Consider the following 20,027-nt stretch of genomic DNA (forward strand, 5'->3'; position numbering starts at 1 on the left):
TGCTTAAAAAGCAAACACCTTAGTTTCAAGGGCATCTAAGGTTATAATGGCACGGTAGTTAACACCTTCCTGCTCAAGGGTTATCCCCTTGTGGGAGAGTAAAGGTTTAAGCGCAAGGTTGTTGCTTGACGCTTTTATTGCCGAGGCAGGCACTATAAGTGAAATAGGGCCTGTAGCGTTGTCGCTAAAGTTAGCAATCACAATGAAGCCCTGATCGTTCTCCTCTCGCACGAATGCAAACTGCTGTTCAGAGTAGGCAGAGTCTTTTTCGCTCAGGTTCAGGGCATGTAGACTTTTATAACGACCATTGATAGCACTGTGTGTTGCGGCAATGTTCATGACATCTTTGTAAAAGCTGTGCAGCGCTTTTTCTTCTTCTGTTAATTGCCCCGCATCAAATTTGCCGTTATTCATAAAACGCTGATGTGCTGGTACACCAGCATAGTCAAAAATTGTTGTGCGCGTTGGATCACCAAAACCGGTCTCTTCGCTGCCGTCTTCGCCAACATCTTGCCCAAAATAAAGTAAGGTTGGAGCGCTACTAATTAGTGCACTCACGGCTAGTGCAGGTTTTCCTTTTTCAGCGTCTCCCGCAAAGTCTGGGCTTGCTATGCGCTGTTCATCGTGGTTTTCTAAAAAATGCAGCATATGCGATGCAATATCAGCAACATCGTCATGGACAGAAACGAGATCGCTCACCTTTCCCCTTCCCTGCATGATGGCTTTTAACGTATCGTAAAAACCTACCTTATCGTATAGATAGTCCATCTTCCCTGAATGTAAATAGTCGCGATATTTGCTGGGCTGATATACCTCTGCCAATAAAAATGCGTCTGGTCGCTTCTGCTTTATACTACTATTTAAAAACGACCAAAATTCTACGGGAACCATTTCAGCCATATCATAACGAAACCCGTCAACACCTTTATCTAACCAATAGTGCGCAATGTCTCGAAATTTGTACCAAGAATTAGGAAGCGATTTATCTGCCCAAAACGCGGCGTGCTGTTGGTATGACAAATTTGCATATTCAGCTGGAAGTGTTGGAAAGTCGTAGCTACCGTCGGGTTTTACACCATAGTTAATTTTAACCGTTTCATACCAATCGTTTATATCAGGCTTAGGTGCCCGCGCTCCGTTACCGGTCCATTTAGCAGGAAATTCCTCGAACTTCCCGTCTAATAGAGCGTGTTGCTCTCCGCCTAGCGGTTTATAATCTGGTGAAGTTGGGACTTGAAACGGTTCATCTACAACATAATAAAAATTATTATCACGTGCATAAGTGACTGTTGTATCGTCGTTCTCTCCAAAGTTACTATGGCCTTCTGGCATCGACAATGACTCATAGCGCCTAGCCACATGGTTAGGAACGATATCAATAATAACTTTCATTCCCGCTTCATGCGTTCGGGAAATAAGGGCTTCGAATTCCTCTAAACGCTGGTTTGGATCTTCGGCAAGGTCGGGATTAACGTTGTAATAATCTTTAACAGCGTAAGGTGAACCTGCGCGGCCTTTTACAACATCTGGATCATCATTGGAAATCCCAAACTCGGTATAGTCGTTAATCACTGCATGATGAGGAACGCCGGTATACCACACATGACTTGTACCCAGCGCTTTTATACTGGCAAGGGCCGTATCTGTTATATCATTAAACTTTCCAACACCATTTTCATCAATGGTCCCCCAAGGCACATTGGCGGTATTTTTGTTACCGTATAGGCGAGTAAAAAGCTGATAAACCACCGGCTTGCCTTGGTTTAATGAGTCACTCGTTTCATGTTCATTAGTGTGGATTGAGATTTGATTATCGCCCTGTTTATTGGCATTTTTGTTGCTAATTTTGTTGCTAATATTGTTGTTGCTAATAACATTCGTATCTGAACACGCGAAAATACTCGTTAGCATAACAGCAATTGCGAAAGATTTAGCAGATGAAGGTGTGATAGTCGGCATTCGTGCATCTTTAGTTGTCAGTGAATGCCGATAGGATACGCGTTAACGTATTGTTAAAAAACATGCATACGTATTCAAAGCGTAAAAATCCGAAGAGTAGGTTTTTTTAAGCCGCTCTCGATACCTTACTATCGCCAACACGTTGAAACACTGCGGAATTGTAGTCAATGTTTGCATAATCCACTTTATTATCTAGCATGCTCATACCCAATGACATCTTTTGCAGACTCGGCTGCATAGTATCGTGCACCTCTCGCTGAAACCTTTTTAAGGTTTTGGATAAGTCATTCACAAAGTCTAGTGGCGATAGACGATAAGGTACTCGCTTACCTTTAAAACTTATTGCTTCACCAACTTCATTAAAATGAATGCCAAATGCTCTCATTCGCCTCGCCAGCTTTGGCTCCATGAGTACGTAGGCATGAGACATATTTAAATGAAGACAAACACTTGTGGCCATCAGATAAAGCGCAATGGACAAATAGGGAAAGTGTTCTAAGTTAAAGTCCAAGTTTTTGGATTGCTTTATTTTATTAAGTTTTTTTCTTGGGAAGACTTTGGATTTGAACTGTCGCACGCGAAACTCTCGTGGTACCGCTAGACGTGAGATTTCACATACTCCTTCGCTAGTTAAACTTGATGGCAACAATGAGGAGCTGCTAAATGCATCAGAGAACTTTTCTTCTAATGGTAGCGAACCGTCTTCTTCCTTTGGCAAAACAAGCCTGATAGTGCCAGCACATTCTCCTGTGGGAAGGTGCTTGATGTAACAGTTAATCGCTCTGTCATCATACTGGTCTATTTCTAGTGAAGAAGCTGTGGTTTGCTCAAACTTCATTTCTTCACAATAAACTTTATGGCGAGTTTTAAAAGAAACCTCTTTTTCGTCATCATCATTAGCCACAACAAGTTGATAACGGCTGAAGAAGAACCGCACTATCTCCTCATCAAGAGAAGTTTCTTTTAACAATACGCGAGGTAAAAACGAAGGAATTCTTTTCATTTTTTCCGTTACTGAGCTTTTTAGTGCTCGCATTGCTTTTTTTGTTTTAATCTTCAACGCAAAACTCTCCCACACTTTTTGTATTCAGTTAGCTTCCCGGCCTTTCTAAACAGTTAGATTTTTGTTGTATTGTTCGTATCTCTGCTGCTGCGAATTAGCGCATCCCCGCTAATAAAGTCTGATTTTGATAACCTGTCATATAAAAGTACATTTGCTGTTGCGGCCAAATTCATGCAGGAAAAAGTTGGTATATAGACAACATGGTCACACCACGCCAACACATCCTGCGGCACACTGCCATCTTCTGGACCAAGAATATAAAACGCATTTTCAGGGTGTTCGAAATGCGGTAAAGGAACCGCGCCCTCTACTAACTCCACACAAACGACTTCTGCACCTTTTGGCACTGCGTCTTTAAGACTCTCAACGCCAATTGTGGGTATTATTTTGTGAAATGCTTTAGTGTCTGCATTAAACTCTTTGGCTAATCTATATCTTTGTCCGGTATAAAAAACCGAGGCAACGCCATAGCATCCCGCCGCTCTTAAGATAGACGCGACATTCACTGGATTTTTCGGGTTAATTAGACCAAGTGACGTTTTTTGTTTTTTTAGTTGCATACGTTAATTTTTATTTACACTTTTTAGTGAGCGCTGATACTGCCACGGTTTAAGATGCCCTGCCAGATGACGGCGTTAAGATTTAGCCTAAGGTATAAATTTTTATGCTTTTTGTATCAGCTTTTTTTACACGTTTAAGTTAGAGCTGACATCGATTACCACTAACAAAAATTTTTTTAAAAATGCGTGTATCTTTCTCATTCAGCAAGAACTGAACCACCTGTGAAAAATATGCCCGGCTTATTATGTAAAACTTACACGAATATACTATAGCAATATTAATCAACACGTTAAGTGAAAAGTCCAAGATGGCGAAGATGCTTTTGATTACAGTTCGATTAGCTCGATAGATAGAAAGTAAGGATACGATAGACCTTTGTAGGTTGGCATGTCTGCGAAAAGATACAGCGCAATGCACTGTTTACTCTTACTTTAATTAAGTATGCAGTGGAATGAGGGTTGGAATAGAGCAAGAAACGCGCTGCTGTATCAAATCAGATACGGATTGGCATGCAAGATAAAAATGAGGTTTCACAGGTGAGTTATAGCAAAGTAATTAACCCGCTAAACGCTGAGTAATGGTCTGCACAAACCGCCGCCCCATGCGCCTACCCTGTGCGTAACCGCGTAGAAGCTTTTTCTTGTCCATGGTGAGGCGTTTTACACAAAAGCCAACATCTGGCGCTATTACATGCACCACACAGTCTTTAGGCGGATTAGTGATAAATTGCAGTGTATCATTATAAATTTTAGGTCGGTTGAGTAAGCTTTTAAGCAATTCAGGTTGATCACGATACACTTTTTCGAGTAACCATGCCGACTTTACTGCAGGTTTAGTGAAGCCTGGTGGTTGAGAAAGGATAACGGTTATCTCACGTGCCCCCATGTCATAGGCTTGTTTTACCGGAATGGCGTCTGCAACACCGCCGTCGACGTAGCGATGATTGCCGATGCGAGGTTGTTCCCTGAATGCTGTTGGCAATGCACATGAGGCAACCATTAAATCATCAACATTGGTTTTGGTTGCCTTGAAGTATTCACATTCTCCAGAGTCTACGTTCGTCACGCCTACATAAAGAGGCATGTAATTTCCCGCCTCTGGTGAAGGTATACCAAGGGATTGTTTGGAATGATGCCACAGCCAATGGACATCGGTCATGTGCCCACCTTTTACAAACCGCAAGGGGCTAAAAAATTCTCGCTTAGTCGCGTAATTCAAAATGATCTGCTTACTTAACCCTTGCATATTGGTGACATAAGTAGAGAGGTTGGTAGCTCCAGCTGAGACACCAATAGCAAAGTCAAAGTCGAAATAGCCCTTTTCCATAAACTTGTCTAACACGCCCGCAGCGAATACGCCGCGCATAGCGCCACCTTCTACCACTAGTGCTTTTTTCAACGACTTTTGTTGCATGGTTAACTCCCTCTCAACCCAAAACCTTTTGTAATGGCTATTACTTCTAGAGAGATACAAGTATTGCGCCATTTGCTCACAATATTCTTACAGGCCCAGTAAAAAGCTAGATATGCACGATATCTCCAAACCGCTTTTTGCAAAAAAAAACCGCAATATAAAAATTGCGGTTTTATTGTTTGCGATGTTTTTCTTTGATATTACTTTAAGGTGACCGTTAACGTTGGCGCTGCGCCATTTGGCCCGGACACTCTAAATTGGTATAGACCTGACTGAGGAACATCCATCATTAGATTGTTGTTACTACTACCAAGAACTTTTGGCCTATCGATATCCACCACATTAGTAGCTGATTCATTCGGGTTACCCAAGTTCACTGTTGACCAATCCTCTGATGCAACTTTAAATTCAACCGAGCCAGCACTTAATTCTACATCGGCCACGTATTCACCGTTTCCGAGATAAGAAAATACATCTTCAGCCCCCCAACCATTCATACCGCCTCTGACATAAACGTTAGTTTCACCCCAAAACGCCTCTTTATACACGCCAATAGTAGGAGCGTCTTTATCAGATACATCAAACACGAATACATAGCGATCTGGGTTATCAATAGTAAGTATGAGATTGTCATTAGTTGGTGCCAGCGCTAGAGCCCCTCCAACAAACAGATTTCTGTCACTATCAGCGCTGCTAAGTGCACCTAAATTAACTGTACTCCAATCTTCAGAAGCCACTTTAAATTCGTAGGTTCCAGGTTCCATATTGCGCGCAAATGTGTAAAGCCTCCCACCTTGGTAGTTAAACTCTTCTTCTGTGCCCCAGTCGTTCATTGCACCACGCAGGTACACTGATGTGCCAACATAGGGCTCTTCGTTTTCAATTAACATTGCTGGTGCTTCGCTATCAGACGCATCGATAATAAATAAATAAGTTGCGTCAATTGATGGCGTAAACATGAGGTTGGTGTTTGTTCGTCCTAAAACCTTTTCCTCGTTTTCAACAACATTGCTGTCATCACCGTCAAGCGCACCAAAGTTAACGGTAGCCCAATCTTCGGAAGCAAACTTGAACCCGTAAGTTGTTCCGCCCTCAAGCGGTACCGCAACTGTGTATACGCCGTCTCCTTGGTAAGTAAATGCATTGTCTAATGACCATCCATTCATATCACCGCGTAAATAGGCGACCGTGTCACCATAAGGTACAACGTCTGGGGCACCTGATGTTGCAAATGCTGATAACCCATATCCTTGTGACCCCGACTGTGGTTTCACGAAAACAGCGATTGTGAGCGCAGGAACGGTGAACGTACCATTTCCGTCTTCGCTCTCTGCAAAAGTGGCGGCTCGCACCTGACTATCAACAGAGTTCGCGTGAGTGGCATGAAGAACAAAACCTGTGGCTGTGTTTACCGTTATCGCTTTTTCTTCATAGCCAGTGTTAACAAGCACCATAATGGCATCGTTAAGCATGTCGATATCATTGCGGTTTTGCTCGGGGTCTTGCGGCACGCCGTCATCTATACTCATGGCGATGAGACCCTTTTGCTGGCGGCTTCCAATATTGTGAAAACCCACGCGATCTATTATGTCTTCAGCAGTCGTTAACCTAAAGAGAGGGCTAGACATTCGAATTGACAATAACTCAGCAAACACGTCGGAAGCGAACATAATGTCAGCACTTGAGGCTGCGCGCTCAGGGTCGTAGATAAATTCGCCCATTTCTTCCCATCGCGCTTCATTGTCTTGTGCAAGCGGAAGGCCTACATTCCAATTGTTAGTTGAATAGGTAAAGTCTACATAATTAAACCAATCACCCGAGTCGTAAGTGTTTCTATCCATTGATTTAGAGCGCAGCATATCCCCGCCCATTTGTAAAAATGGAATACCTTGAGAAACCAGTGTAATACCCATAGCCACATTTTGCGCTCTTACTCGCTCTTGTAAACTAATGTCTTGCGGAAGCGTGTAATTAAGCTGATCCCAAAGCGTTTCATTATCGTGTTTTGATACATAGTTAATAATATCAGCCGGATCATCAGCATAGCCGCCTAAGTTACTGGTGGTCCCTGCGCTACCTGCAGAGGTTTCGAGTATGTAATCTTTAAGCGTGCCCGCCATACTCATCTTCACGCGGTCTTGATCGCTTAGCAGAGAGTCTGACTGTGGTGAAAAGATGTTACCTTGTCGAATTGCTTCGCGTATACGGTCGTTATAAGTACCAATTTCAGTACCCGCCATATTTAACTGATTGGCTTGCTCATAACCGCGGTCTATTTTTGTCCAACCTTCACCGTAAAAATAATTATCGTCATCGATTGCTTGCACAGCCTCGCGTAAGCGCACCATGGTGTCCTTCGTTGCCTGACTCATAATGTCAAAACGGAAAGCATCGTATTTGTAATGCTCAGTCCAAATAAGTAAAGAATCTTCCATGAACTTTTCCATCATTACGTTGCGTGGCTCAGTATCATCACAACAAGTCTCACGAACGATAGCGCCCGTATCCACTTCATAACGGTGGTAATAACCAGGAACAGTCTTATCCAACACAGACTTTGAAAATACACCCGATGCATTAGTATGATTGTAAACAACATCTAGCGCCACGCGCAGCCCCATTTCATGAAGTGCCTGAACCATTGCCCGCATTTCAACAATGCGTTCTACCCCTTCTGCACTCGATGCATAGCTTCCTTCTGGCGCGTTAAAGTGATGCGGATCATATCCCCAGTTGAATGTATCTACACCGCGAAGATCATTAGTAAGCTGCTGCGCTTTTGCAGCTTCAGCAAGTGGGTCGTAACTGTTATAAACATCGATGAGTAGCGTATTTTCACTTTCTTCATCGCAAACTGCAGCATCATCGTTTAAGCGACATAGTTCACCTACGGTGTCATATAAATCTATCGTATTTGTCGGATCTTCATCGATAGTTGCAATGTCGTTGGCAGGTAAAATATGAAAGTAGTTTAGCCCTGCATCAACCAGTTTTTGAAGATGCGCTACTGGCGCTGTTCCCTCTTCAGTAAAGGCAAGGTATTTACCGCGATTTTCCTCAGAAGTAGACATATCTAACACACTAAAATCACGTATATGACCTTGGTAAATCACAGCATCTTCCACATTCTCAATAGTTGGAATGTTGTGTGAATCCCACCCTTCTGGTTTAAGGTCTTCGTCGGATAGATTTACAAAGCGGGAAAATCGGCCATTAGTAGTGAGTGAAACAGAGTATGGGTCTGTTACTAAAAGCGTTTCAATATTACCTGTGACCGGATGAAACACGGTAATTTCATAACGATATAATCGTCTGTCTAAAGACATATCGCCATTGTAGCGCCAAACTCCAGAGGTTGGATCTAGGCTCATCTCTAGACGTTCAGACAAACTTTTATTGTCGTTATAAATTAACAGATCAACGTTGGATGCTGTGGGTGCCCAGACAGCGGCGGTAATACCATTTTCTTGATAGATACCGCCCAGTTCGGCCTCATCAGCGTCGTTTTCACCGCGAGTGTAAATAGCATCGATGGCGTTTGCGAGTTGAATTCCCGTTGCTGCCACTAAGTTACCATCGACATCGTACCCACCCAGCGCGGTTTGCGTTGTTAATACAGTCTTTGCATCATCGAGGGTCCAAGTACCTTCCCACGCAGTCATATCGCCAAGGTGAGGAGCCTGCGCTACTTGTTCTTCAGTTAACGACGTAGCCATTAGTTCTACCGCTGTGCCGTTAATGCCATTTTCCAAAGTGCTTTCTAAACTAGCCGTGTCGGAATAATGTAACTTAACAGTGGCTACCGCTTCAGGCACATCCCATAAAATAGTATTACTATCGAGCCAGTGAGCACCAAAACCTTCGATATCGACTGGCTGGGGTCCTAGCGACATAATTGGGAATTCAAAAAGGGTGGGCTCGCCAGACAAGGTAAAGTTCATACGCGTGAAAGTCTCATCGTCTTGAACAAGTGAAGCTTGAAAATCACCACCGCCCATTTCTTTCCCTGCGTCATCAGTGCCTTTGTGAATAATAAAGTTATGACAATCACCATAGTTGTCTTTTAAATCTAAGATCCAATAGGCCCCGTAATTAGGGTCGACTCCATTATGCACACGCCCATTAGCCCAGTCTGTATCTGCATCGGCATACGCATCACAGGTATCATTATTCCATGTATGCAAGCGCCAGCCTTCGTAAGCTGGATCGCTGCTGGAGTTATCGGCATCAACCGCCGCACGGTTGTAATACAATACAGCTTGGTTATCACCAGGGGTAAACACTGGCATTGGCAGAGATGGATCAGCGCCTACAACACAAGCGTCATTGGTTTCGTTAGGTACGGTTGGCGCTTCACATGCGATAGGTGGAGGCGCTACGCACTCAGTTCCTGTTTCATCGGGTACGTTAGGCACCTCACAGGTTAATAATTCGTTGGTGCCAGACTCTACATCTGCCCCCCCACATCCTGCTATTACAAGGGCGCCTACTATCAGCACAGCTAACCGCCATACTCTTAAGCTAGTAAACATAGTGTTCTCCTGATTTGTTCTTATATTTTTGGCATTTATCACAGTGATAACGCGGCTTAGGACTAGAGCTATCATAATCGGTATGTCATCCCTAAGAAGTACTGTGTGCCAAAGAATTGGATAGTGCCGGTTTGCTCTTGTGACGAGAAGTAGCTGCGAGTGGGCTCATCGGTAAGGTTGTTCACCTGAAATAATACGCTCCAATTCTCATTCAATTCGTAAGATGCTTGATAATCAACAACGAGCTCAGAATCGAAGTTTACGACCTGATCGTTGACCGCAACTTGTTGAGAAACAAACGAATCCCTAAAGCGTGTAGAAAGACGGGTTTCAAATCCCTCGTATTCCCAAAATGCGGTTAGTGTGGCCACATTTTCAGACAGACCAGGCAAACTCGTTGCGTAAATGCCATCGCCAAGTGTTCTCTGAATCTCGCTTTCTGTATATGAATAGCTCGCGCTAATGCCTAGGCCAGACCAAAAGCCAGGTAACATGCTGTAAATTTGCGTATAGGCAATTTCAATACCTCTAATGTAACCACCTTCAGCGTTGTTAACTGCTGTACTGTAGCTTCCGTTTTCTGTTGGCACAGTTACAAACAAAGGGTCGCCATTAGCGTCTACTGCTAATTCTGATTCCTGGCCTGTAAACTCTGGCGTTAAATACACCGGCACTTGTACAGAGTCTGGCGTAACAATGCCATTCGCTTCAAAGTCGTATGGGTCTATTTCTATGTCTTCGACAAACGATTCAATATCCTTGTAGAAGCCAGCTATAACTAATGCACCTTCGGTTTCGCTAAAATAGTACTCCCATGACACATCGTATTGAGTGGCATAAAATGGCTCTAAATACGGACTATTACGTGCGTTGCCATTTACCCGAGCTGTCGGGGTAGATAGGGTTATTTCCCCAGAATCTCGGTCTTGAAACGCAGTAACTACCTCTACGTTTGTTGAGGCATTGGCGGCAAAACGATTAATTGGTGCCCTCCCCATTACCTTTGCAGCAGCAACACGTAACTGCATATCGTCGTTAAGCTGAAAGTTTAAGTTGATTGACGGCAACACATCACTGTATTCATGGCTCAATAGCGCAGGGCGGTAAAAGTTATTAATAAGACCTACATCATCAGTAATGTTTTGCGCGCCCGCAGTTGGGTCGCTAACTTCTTCAGTTGCACCGGTTTCTAAGTCGGTAATAAGTTGAGTGGCACGCTGAAGCGTGGTTGAGCGTTGTTTACTTTTTACGTAACGCACACCCACATTACCGGTTACTGGAAGACGCCCAATTTCCGTATTTATAGTCGCCATTAAGTAGGCTGAATTCACGGTTTCAAAAACATCACCGCTCTCTTGTAACGTCCATGCGGTTGCAGGACCTGTGCCTGGGCCATTTATTACCCCTGCAGCACCTGGCCCCCAAGTTTGAACAGGTACAGGTCTGCCATCTGGAAACCAAGCGTTAAGTGCGCTATCCAAGTCTACCGACAGATAACTTGGGAAATAGCCAAAGTCTCCGCTCCAGTCTACCTGTTCCACCATATCTGAGGTTAGTTTTAGCGGCGGTTGGCTTACTGAGAAGGCGCTGTCGTTTCCATACTCAAACACAGAGCGATCGTTGTTATATTCTCTGTCTGAATAGCGGTAACCAAATTCCAAGCCGGATATAACGGATGAATCTATAAAATATTGAAAATCAATTCTGTAGGCATCTAATTCGTCTTTATTTTCAAAAGGGTAAATACCATACTTGCTTACCATCACGCGGTCGGTGTCGGTGAATGCGCTCATTTGATTAAAACCTAGGTCAGGTAGGTCTAATCCATTGAGCAAATACGATATTTGAACATTCTCATCAAAAACAGGGTTGGCAGCATTGGCATCCTCGCCCACTAAAGACCACAATAAACCGTTTCTAAAGTCGCTTTCAGCGGTAGAACGAGAGATGTCGAACTGAACCGCTAGGTCGGCACTAATTTCCCAATTGGCATTCACACCAAAGTTTGCAACGCTATCGAAATCTTGATTGTCGTCGTTGACGAGTTCTATGCGAGTAAAGCTATTGTCTGTGCGTGAAAACGTGCCGCCAATCACGCTGTTATTCACAATGGTAGGGTTAGTGATCCCTGCGTTGATACCGCCAAGTTTCACTCGGAAGCCTCTTGCAAACGCTTCAGAGTCAAACTTTGAAATAAAGGCATCGGCTTTTAGCGTAAAGGTGTCGATTGGTGCCCATTCAATGGCAGCCACATAACCATCGCGAGTCTCTTCACCCCCTTTGTGCTGCATTTCGAACCCTTCGGAAATGTATTCACATTCCACACACGAGTCAGGCCCATCAGTGTCACCTTCAATGCCGTCTACATCCACCAATCCGTTGTATGCAAGCCCTATAAACTGGGTTGAAACACTCGGTTGAAATAAGCGCGCATACCCCAGCGATACACCTACGGTGTCATCTAAAAATTTGCCTTGATAGGAAAAGCTAAGACGATGACCGAACTCTTCTGCGTCGGAAATCTCTGATGCTCTATCGTTATACATTCCTCGCATATTGGCGCTGAATTTATGTTGCTCCTGCATTTTAAGGGGGGACGCAGTTTTCAATTCAACGGTACCCGCAATACCACCTTCGATAAGAGAGGCTTTTGGTGATTTATACACCGCAGCTTCACTGATTAACTCCGAAGGGTACTGATCAAATTCAATGGCCCGGCTGCCGCTTGTAGAAACCTGCTCACGGCCATTTAATGTTGAAAATACAAAATCGCCCGAAAGGCCGCGAATGTTTATCTGCGCTGCTTGACCACCTGTACGAACCGCCGAAATACCAGGAAGACGAGTAAGTGCATCGGCCATTGAAACATCAGGAAGGCCGCCAAGATCATCAGCTGATATCTGTTCAGATACAGTATCTGAGAAGCGTTTTTGATTTAGCGATTGAATAAGGCTGGTACTAAAACCCCGCACTTCAATGCGCTCAACTTCTTCTGGGGGAATGTCGACTTTGTCCGTTTTTCTATCTTGTGTGCTTTCAGCTACGTCCTGTGCATAAGATGGAAGCGACATAAATGCCACTCCACTACTTATTAGAGCAGCCATTATTGTACTGGGTTTGAATGTTTTCATTGGTGTCCCATTTCTGATTATTGTCGACAAGTTAGGACTGCCACACCTAATTCGGACCTTAACTTGCCTCTTTTGTTTAAGTAATGAATCTTACTGCTGTACTAGTGCAGCAGCACTACCAGAAGCAACGGCGCCAGCGATAAGCGCTGTCTTAATAAGGTTTGGTTTAAAATGTTTCATAAAACGTGTGTCCCGTAAGGTTCCAATTTTTGCCTATTTGTTTGTTATTTTGACAAAGAAATGACAATAGATTACTTGAGCGTAATGCTATAGCGGTGCGACTTATTGCACAATTGTCTGCATACGTATTCAATTAACTTTTTAAACAAAGCGTTAACATAGACCAAAGACAACAAACTAGTAATTTAACACCAGAATCAATGATTTTAGCGGCTTAAAGAGGGGTTTGTTGTAATTTTGTTTCATGAGGAATAGTCGATTTGTTAATAGAATCATAAACAAAACGACTTTCTTTTTGACAGGGGTTTTAAAACAAGCATCGAGTAGGGTGAGGCTTGCGCCTCATCCCTCTCACAGAACCGTACGTACGGGCCTCGTATACGGCTCCTGCATACTTCATATCACTTGCTAAGTGCAACGCCCTTGCCATTCGGATTATCTTCCCCTCAGTCAGGGTGATTCAGGTTTCTTTCAACCTGACGGGTTTGCCAGCTTCGCTGGGCAAACAAAAAAAAGCCCGCTTAACGCGGGCTTTCAAACGTATGAATAAGCGTTAGCTTACCAACCTGTAGTTTCACGAAGTGCTTTACCGATTTCGGCAAGTGAACGTACAGTTTTAACGCCTGCGTCTTCTAGTGCTTTGAATTTCTCATCAGCAGTACCTTTACCGCCTGCGATGATTGCACCAGCGTGACCCATACGCTTGCCTGGAGGGGCTGTAACACCCGCAATGTAAGAAACAACTGGCTTAGTTACGTTCTCTTTGATGAACGCAGCCGCTTCTTCTTCCGCAGTACCGCCGATCTCACCGATCATAACGATAGCTTCTGTTTGTGGGTCATCTTGGAACATTGCAAGAATGTCGATGAAGTTAGAACCAGGAATAGGATCACCACCAATACCAACACAGGTAGACTGGCCGAAACCTTCATCAGTAGTTTGCTTAACCGCTTCGTACGTTAATGTACCAGAGCGAGAAACAATACCTACTTTACCAGGCTTGTGAATATGACCAGGCATGATACCAATTTTACACTCTCCAGGAGTGATAACACCTGGGCAGTTAGGACCAATCATGCGAACGCCTTTTGCTTCAACGTATTCTTTAACGTAAAGCATGTCTAGCGTTGGGATACCTTCAGTGATACATACAATTAGCTCGATACCCGCATCTGCAGCTTCAACAATTGAATCTTTACAGAAAGGCGCTGGTACGTAGATAACTGTTGCAGTTGCACCAGTTGCTTCTACTGCTTCACGTACAGTATTGAATACTGGAAGACCTAAATGCTCAGTACCGCCTTTGCCTGGTGTTACACCACCAACCATTTGCGTACCGTAAGCAATTGCTTGCTCAGAGTGGAATGTACCCTGACCGCCAGTGAAACCCTGACAAATTACTTTAGTATCTTTATTAATTAATACAGACATTATTTGCCCTCCGCTGCAGCAACAACTTTCTGTGCTGCATCAGTTAGCGATTCAGCAGCAATGATATCAAGACCAGAGTTCGCTAGAACTTCACGGCCAAGCTCTGCATTGGTACCTTCAAGACGTACAACTACTGGTACTTCTACGCCAACTTCTTTAACCGCACCGATAATACCTTCAGCAATCATGTCACAGCGTACGATACCACCGAAGATGTTTACCAATACCGCTTTAACATTGTCATCAGAAAGGATGATTTTGAATGCTTCAGCTACACGCTCTTTCGTCGCGCCGCCACCAACATCTAGGAAGTTAGCTGGCTTGCCGCCATGTAGGTTTACGATGTCCATAGTACCCATTGCAAGGCCTGCACCGTTAACCATACAACCTACATTACCGTCTAGTGCAACATAGTTAAGTTCCCACTGAGCAGCATGTGCTTCGCGTGAATCTTCCTGTGAAGGATCCTGCATGCCTTTTACTTTAGGCTGGCGATAAAGCGCGTTACCGTCGATCGCAAGTTTTGCGTCTAGGCAGTGAAGGTCACCGTCGTCTTTGATAACAAGCGGGTTGATTTCAATGAGCGCGATATCTAAGTCTTCAAACATTTTAGCAAGACCTAGGAAGATCTTAGTAAACTGTTTGATTTGCACACCGCTAAGACCAAGTTTAAACGCCATTTCGCGCGCTTGGTAAGGCTGAGGACCTACGATAGGGTCAATTTCAGCTTTAAGGATCTTTTCAGGTGTTTCTTCTGCAACAGTTTCAATCTCAACGCCACCTTCAGTAGAAGCCATGAATACAACGCGACGGGTTGTACGGTCAACTACTGCACCAAGGTAAAGTTCGTTTGCGATATCTGTGCAAGATTCAACTAGGATTTTGCTGACAGGCTGACCGTTTTCGTCAGTCTGGAAAGTCACCAAATTTTTGCCAAGCCAGTTTTCAGCAAACGCGCGAATCTCGTCTTTTGTTTTGACTAGCTTCACACCGCCAGCTTTTCCGCGGCCGCCCGCGTGTACCTGACATTTTACTACCCACTCTTCTCCGCCAATGCGGTCGGCGGCTTCTACAGCACTTTGAGGAGTGTCTGCTGCGTATCCTTCAGAAACAGGCAAGCCGTATTCTTTGAATAGCTGCTTACCTTGGTATTCATGCAAATTCATGGTGTTTCTATCCGATTTTTAGTAAGACAAAAGTCGCCAAAGCGACTTGATTAGTTTGGCTAATATTAAAAAATATCAGCGTTGCGTTAGAAGCAAATATAGCATAAACCACACTTGCCCCTAACCACAATTACGTGAGACTGAAGTCTTATACGTCTAATAATAGACGTGTAGGATCTTCGAGCATCTCTTTCACGGTTACCAAGAAGCCAACCGACTCTTTACCATCAACAATTCTGTGATCGTAAGAAAGCGCTAGGTACATCATTGGTAAAATTTCTACTTTTCCATTAACCGCCATTGGACGATCTTGGATTTTATGCATACCCAAGATAGCGCTTTGCGGAGGATTAATGATTGGTGTAGACATAAGTGAACCAAAAACACCGCCATTCGTGATGGTGAAATTACCACCTTGAAGGTCAGACATCGCTAGCTTGCCGTCACGGCCTTTAATTGCTAGATCTTTGATTCCTTTCTCAATTCCAGCCATTCCAAGTGTGTCTGTGTCCTTCAAAATAGGCGTCACCAAACCACGAGGTGTTGATACTGCAATCGAAATATCGAAGTAGTTGTGATAAACGATATCATCGCCATCAATCGATGCATTTACTTCTGGGAAACGCTTAAGGGCTTCGGTTACGGCTTTCACGTAGAAAGACATGAAACCTAAACGAATGCCATGACGCTTTTCAAAACTTTCTTGGTATTGCTTACGCAAATCCATGATTGGCTTCATGTTAACTTCGTTAAACGTAGTCAACATTGCCGTTGAGTTCTTAGCGTCAAGTAGGCGGTTGGCAATAGTCTTGCGAAGACGAGTCATTGGTACGCGTTTTTCAGTGCGATTGCCAGTTGGAAGTTCTGCTGTGTCAGGCTGTGCAGATGCAGAAGGCGCTGATGCTTTATCCCCACCCTTCAGGTGCTTCTCAACATCTTCTTTCGTAATGCGACCATTTTTACCCGTGCCTTTAACGCTAGACGCTTCAACACCCTTCTCTGCGAGTAAACGACGAACCGATGGGCTTAACGCATCGCTGCCGCTATCATCCGCTTCTTCACTTTCGCTTGCTGAAGTTGATGCAGATGCACCGCCAGAGGCGCCTTCCACGAATTTAGCGATGACTTCTTCTGCTGTTACCGTAGCGCCTTCTTCAGCGATAATCTCAGACAGTGAACCGTCTGCTGGTGCAACAACTTCAAGAACCACTTTGTCCGTTTCGATATCGACTAGGTTCTGATCCCGTGATACTGCTTCGCCAACAGCCACGTGCCAAGTTGCAATAGTAGCGTCAGCAACAGACTCTGGTAATACAGGTACCTTAACATCAGACGACTTGCCCGCTGGCGCGTCGTCAGACTTAGCAGCTTCGGCTGGCTTTGATTCTTTTTTCGAATCAGAATCGTCAGATTTAGCCGGCGCAGCAGCACCGCCCTCTTCTAACTTAGCAATAACTTGCTCACCTAAAACCGTCGCACCCTCTTCGTTCAAGATCTCACCGATTGTACCGTCCGCTGGAGCTACAACTTCTAGAACTACTTTATCAGTTTCAATATCAACCAGGTTTTGGTCTCGTTTAACTGCGTCACCGGCTTTAACGTGCCAGGTTGCAATGGAGGCATCGGCAACTGACTCAGGTAGAACCGGAACTTTTATCTCAATTGTCATTTCTGTTCCTTATTTAATAGTGAGTGCGTCTTCAATCAGTGCTTTCTGCTGCTGATTGTGAACGGATACATAACCTACTGCAGGCGACGAGGATGCTTCACGACCCGCATATGTTAATTTTGCACCTTCTGGAATTGCTTGCCAGAAGTGATGCTGGCTACAATACCAAGCGCCCTGATTTTGCGGCTCTTCTTGGCACCAAACCCAATCTTTTACATGGCTGTACTGTGCAACAACTTTAGCACATTCTTCTTGCGGGAACGGGTAAAGCTGCTCTAAACGCACAATTGCTACATCATTTTGTTCATTCTTACGACGTTGATCTAACAGGTCGTAGTAAACCTTACCAGAGCACATAACCACGCGCTTCACGTCTTTCGGATCAATGTCATCTATTTCACCAATAACATTATGAAACTTCCCTTCGCTTAATTCTTCTAGTGAAGATACAGCGAGTGGGTGACGCAATAGTGACTTAGGCGACATAACAATTAGTGGCTTGCGCATTGGGCGAACTACCTGGCGGCGAAGCATGTTGAATACTTGCGCTGGAGTAGATGGCACACATACTTGCCAGTTATGGTCTGCACACATCTGCAAGAAGCGCTCTAGACGCGCAGAGCTGTGCTCTGGGCCTTGACCTTCATAGCCATGTGGAAGTAGAACGGTTAAACCGCAAAGGCGACCCCATTTTGCCTCACCAGAACTTAAGAACTGGTCGAAGACAACCTGTGCACCATTGGCAAAATCACCAAACTGCGCTTCCCAAATCGTTAAACATGTTGGTTCGGCAGTGGCATAACCATATTCAAACGCCATAACAGCTTCTTCTGAAAGAACTGAGTCGTAAATTTCGATTTGACCTTGACCCTCTCTGATGTGCTGCAGAGGAAGGTAGGTAGAGCCGTCTGTCTGATTATGAAGTACAGCGTGGCGATGGAAGAAGGTACCGCGACCACTGTCTTGACCGGTAATACGGATATCTTCACCAGCATCGACGAGTGTTGCGTAGGCTAAGTTTTCTGCCATACCCCAGTCGAGTGGTTTTTCGCCAGCAACCATTGCTTTTCTATCTTGGTAAAGTTTATTTACACGAGACTGAAGCTTGTGCTCTTCAGGGAAAGACGTAATAGACTCACCCAGTTCTTTAAGCTTCTCTACACTTACGCTACCGTCGTACGGTGTATCCCAATCGTGACCAAGATACGGAGACCAGTCTACGCTGTGCTCTGTCATAGGACGCCATTCTTCTACCACACAAGCGCCGTGATCGAGTGCTTCGCGATACTCTTGTAGATAGCGATCTGCATCACGCTGCTCAATCACGCCTTCAGCAATGAGCTGGTCTGCATAAATAGCACGTGGAACCGGATGCTTCTTGATTTTTTGATACATTAACGGCTGCGTTGCGTTTGGCTCGTCAGCTTCGTTGTGGCCATGACGACGGTAACAAACTAGGTCAATAACCACATCACGCTTAAACTTCTGGCGATATTCCAAGGCAAGCTGGGTGACAAATGCAACAGCTTCCGGGTCGTCAGAGTTAACGTGGAAGATAGGAGCCTGAACCATTTTTGCAATATCAGTACAATATTGCGTTGAACGAGTGTCTTCCGTCTTCGATGTCGTAAAACCAACTTGGTTATTAACCACAATGCGCACTGTCCCGCCAACGGCAAAACCGCGGGTTTGTGACATATTGAACGTTTCTTGAACAACGCCCTGACCCGCAATAGCAGAATCGCCGTGTATTGTAATTGGTAACACTGAATTCGTGTCGTTATCTCGGCGAGATAAACGGGCGCGAACCGAGCCGATAACAACTGGGTTCACAATTTCCAAATGCGAAGGGTTAAACGCTAGTGCAAGGTGAACATTTCCGCCTGGTGTAGCGAAATCTGAAGAGAAACCTGCGTGGTATTTTACATCACCAGCACCTAGTGAGTCGTCATGTTTACCGGAAAACTCGTCAAATAATACTGACGGGTTTTTACCTAATACGTTTACAAGCACGTTGAGACGACCGCGGTGGGCCATTCCGATAACAACTTCTTTTGTGCCCGCTGTACCAGCTTTTGTGATCAGTCCCTTAAGCATTGGAACTAGAGCATCACCACCCTCAAGGGAGAAACGCTTGGCACCTGGGAACTTTGACCCAAGGTACTTTTCCATGCCATCTGCAGCAGTAAGCCCTTTAAGGATACTAAGCTTTTCATCGCGAGAGATTTCTGGCTTCGCTTGCACAGATTCGAATTTTTGCTGTAGCCAACGCTTTTGGTCAGTATCGGTGATGTGCATATATTCGGCACCGATAGAACCACAATACGTCCTGTTCAACGATTTAAACAACTCACCTAACGGAAGCGACTCTTTGCCGATAGCATAAGAACCGACGTTGTAAACCGAGTCAAAATCGTCTTCGGAGAGATTGTGGTGAGATAATTCTAGGTCGCGAACTCTTGGCTGCTTCCAAAGACCGAGTGGGTCTAAATTAGCGTGTTGGTGACCACGGAAACGGAATGCGTTGATAAGTTGAAGAACTTTAACTTGCTTATCGTCCGAGCCACTTGACGCAGGAGCCGATGAACTGGACATTCTCGCAGTCGGTCCTAACGCAGCAAGTTGCCTAAATTGATTTTTAATTGCTGTATGATTAGTTTCTAACGCTACGCCATCAAGATTGGGGAGGTTATCGAAGATTTGTCGCCATGTATCAGAGACACTTTGCGGGTCATCCAAATAAGCTTCATACAACTCTTCAACATAGGCAGCGTTGGCACCTGCCATGTGCGAGGAATCCCACCACGCTTTCATCACGCTTTCTTGCATTTAATTTGCCTTGCTACGTTTTATAAAATCTAGTTAACAATCAAGTACTATTATAAGGCTATTCTCAACAGAACCAAGTGTTATCACTATGAT

General features: G+C 44.5%; 10 protein-coding genes. All 10 read right to left on the reverse strand.

The window, feature by feature from the left end; all coding sequences use genetic code 11:
- Nucleotides 1-3 precede the first annotated feature (3 nt).
- Entirely contained in the window at nt 4-1,959 is a 1,956-nt protein-coding gene (locus tag BM528_RS10410; RefSeq protein ID WP_071979745.1) for an alpha-amylase family protein, read from the reverse strand.
- Between the two features lie 106 nt (nt 1,960-2,065).
- Nucleotides 2,066-2,962, reverse strand: coding sequence for a PEP-CTERM/exosortase system-associated acyltransferase (locus BM528_RS10415; protein WP_232230468.1), 897 nt, complete (start codon nt 2,960-2,962; stop codon nt 2,066-2,068).
- Nucleotides 2,963-3,075: 113 nt separating this feature from the next.
- On the reverse strand, nt 3,076-3,582 hold the full coding sequence (locus tag BM528_RS10420; RefSeq protein ID WP_071979747.1) for an RNA methyltransferase: 507 nt from the start codon (nt 3,580-3,582) through the stop codon (nt 3,076-3,078).
- Nucleotides 3,583-4,138: 556 nt separating this feature from the next.
- A complete protein-coding gene (locus tag BM528_RS10425; protein WP_083595390.1) occupies nt 4,139-4,981 on the reverse strand; it encodes a patatin-like phospholipase family protein in 843 nt (280 codons plus the stop codon).
- A gap of 215 nt (nt 4,982-5,196) precedes the next feature.
- Nucleotides 5,197-9,528 carry an alpha-1,6-glucosidase domain-containing protein gene (locus tag BM528_RS10430; protein ID WP_071979749.1) on the reverse strand — a complete coding sequence of 1,444 codons (4,332 nt, stop codon included), beginning with the start codon at nt 9,526-9,528 and terminating at the stop codon, nt 5,197-5,199.
- A 71-nt stretch (nt 9,529-9,599) separates the two neighbouring features.
- The gene (locus BM528_RS10435; RefSeq protein WP_071979750.1) at nt 9,600-12,659 is read right to left on the reverse strand and encodes a TonB-dependent receptor; all 3,060 of its coding nucleotides are present in this window, start codon (nt 12,657-12,659) and stop codon (nt 9,600-9,602) included.
- Between the two features lie 738 nt (nt 12,660-13,397).
- A complete protein-coding gene (gene sucD / locus BM528_RS10445; protein ID WP_071979752.1) occupies nt 13,398-14,270 on the reverse strand; it encodes a succinate--CoA ligase subunit alpha in 873 nt (290 codons plus the stop codon).
- A complete protein-coding gene (gene sucC, locus BM528_RS10450; protein ID WP_071979753.1) occupies nt 14,270-15,436 on the reverse strand; it encodes an ADP-forming succinate--CoA ligase subunit beta in 1,167 nt (388 codons plus the stop codon). Before sucC ends, sucD begins: the two co-directional genes overlap by 1 nt.
- Nucleotides 15,437-15,584: 148 nt before the next feature.
- Nucleotides 15,585-17,105: a 2-oxoglutarate dehydrogenase complex dihydrolipoyllysine-residue succinyltransferase gene (gene odhB / locus BM528_RS10455; RefSeq protein WP_071979754.1), complete on the reverse strand. Its 1,521-nt coding sequence runs from the start codon at nt 17,103-17,105 to the stop codon at nt 15,585-15,587.
- Between the two features lie 9 nt (nt 17,106-17,114).
- Nucleotides 17,115-19,934 carry a 2-oxoglutarate dehydrogenase E1 component gene (gene sucA, locus BM528_RS10460; RefSeq protein WP_071979755.1) on the reverse strand — a complete coding sequence of 940 codons (2,820 nt, stop codon included), beginning with the start codon at nt 19,932-19,934 and terminating at the stop codon, nt 17,115-17,117.
- Between the last annotated feature and the right edge of the window lie 93 nt (nt 19,935-20,027).

This window comes from Alteromonas sp. RW2A1 (assembly GCF_001886475.1).
Lineage (GTDB): Bacteria > Pseudomonadota > Gammaproteobacteria > Enterobacterales > Alteromonadaceae > Alteromonas > Alteromonas hispanica.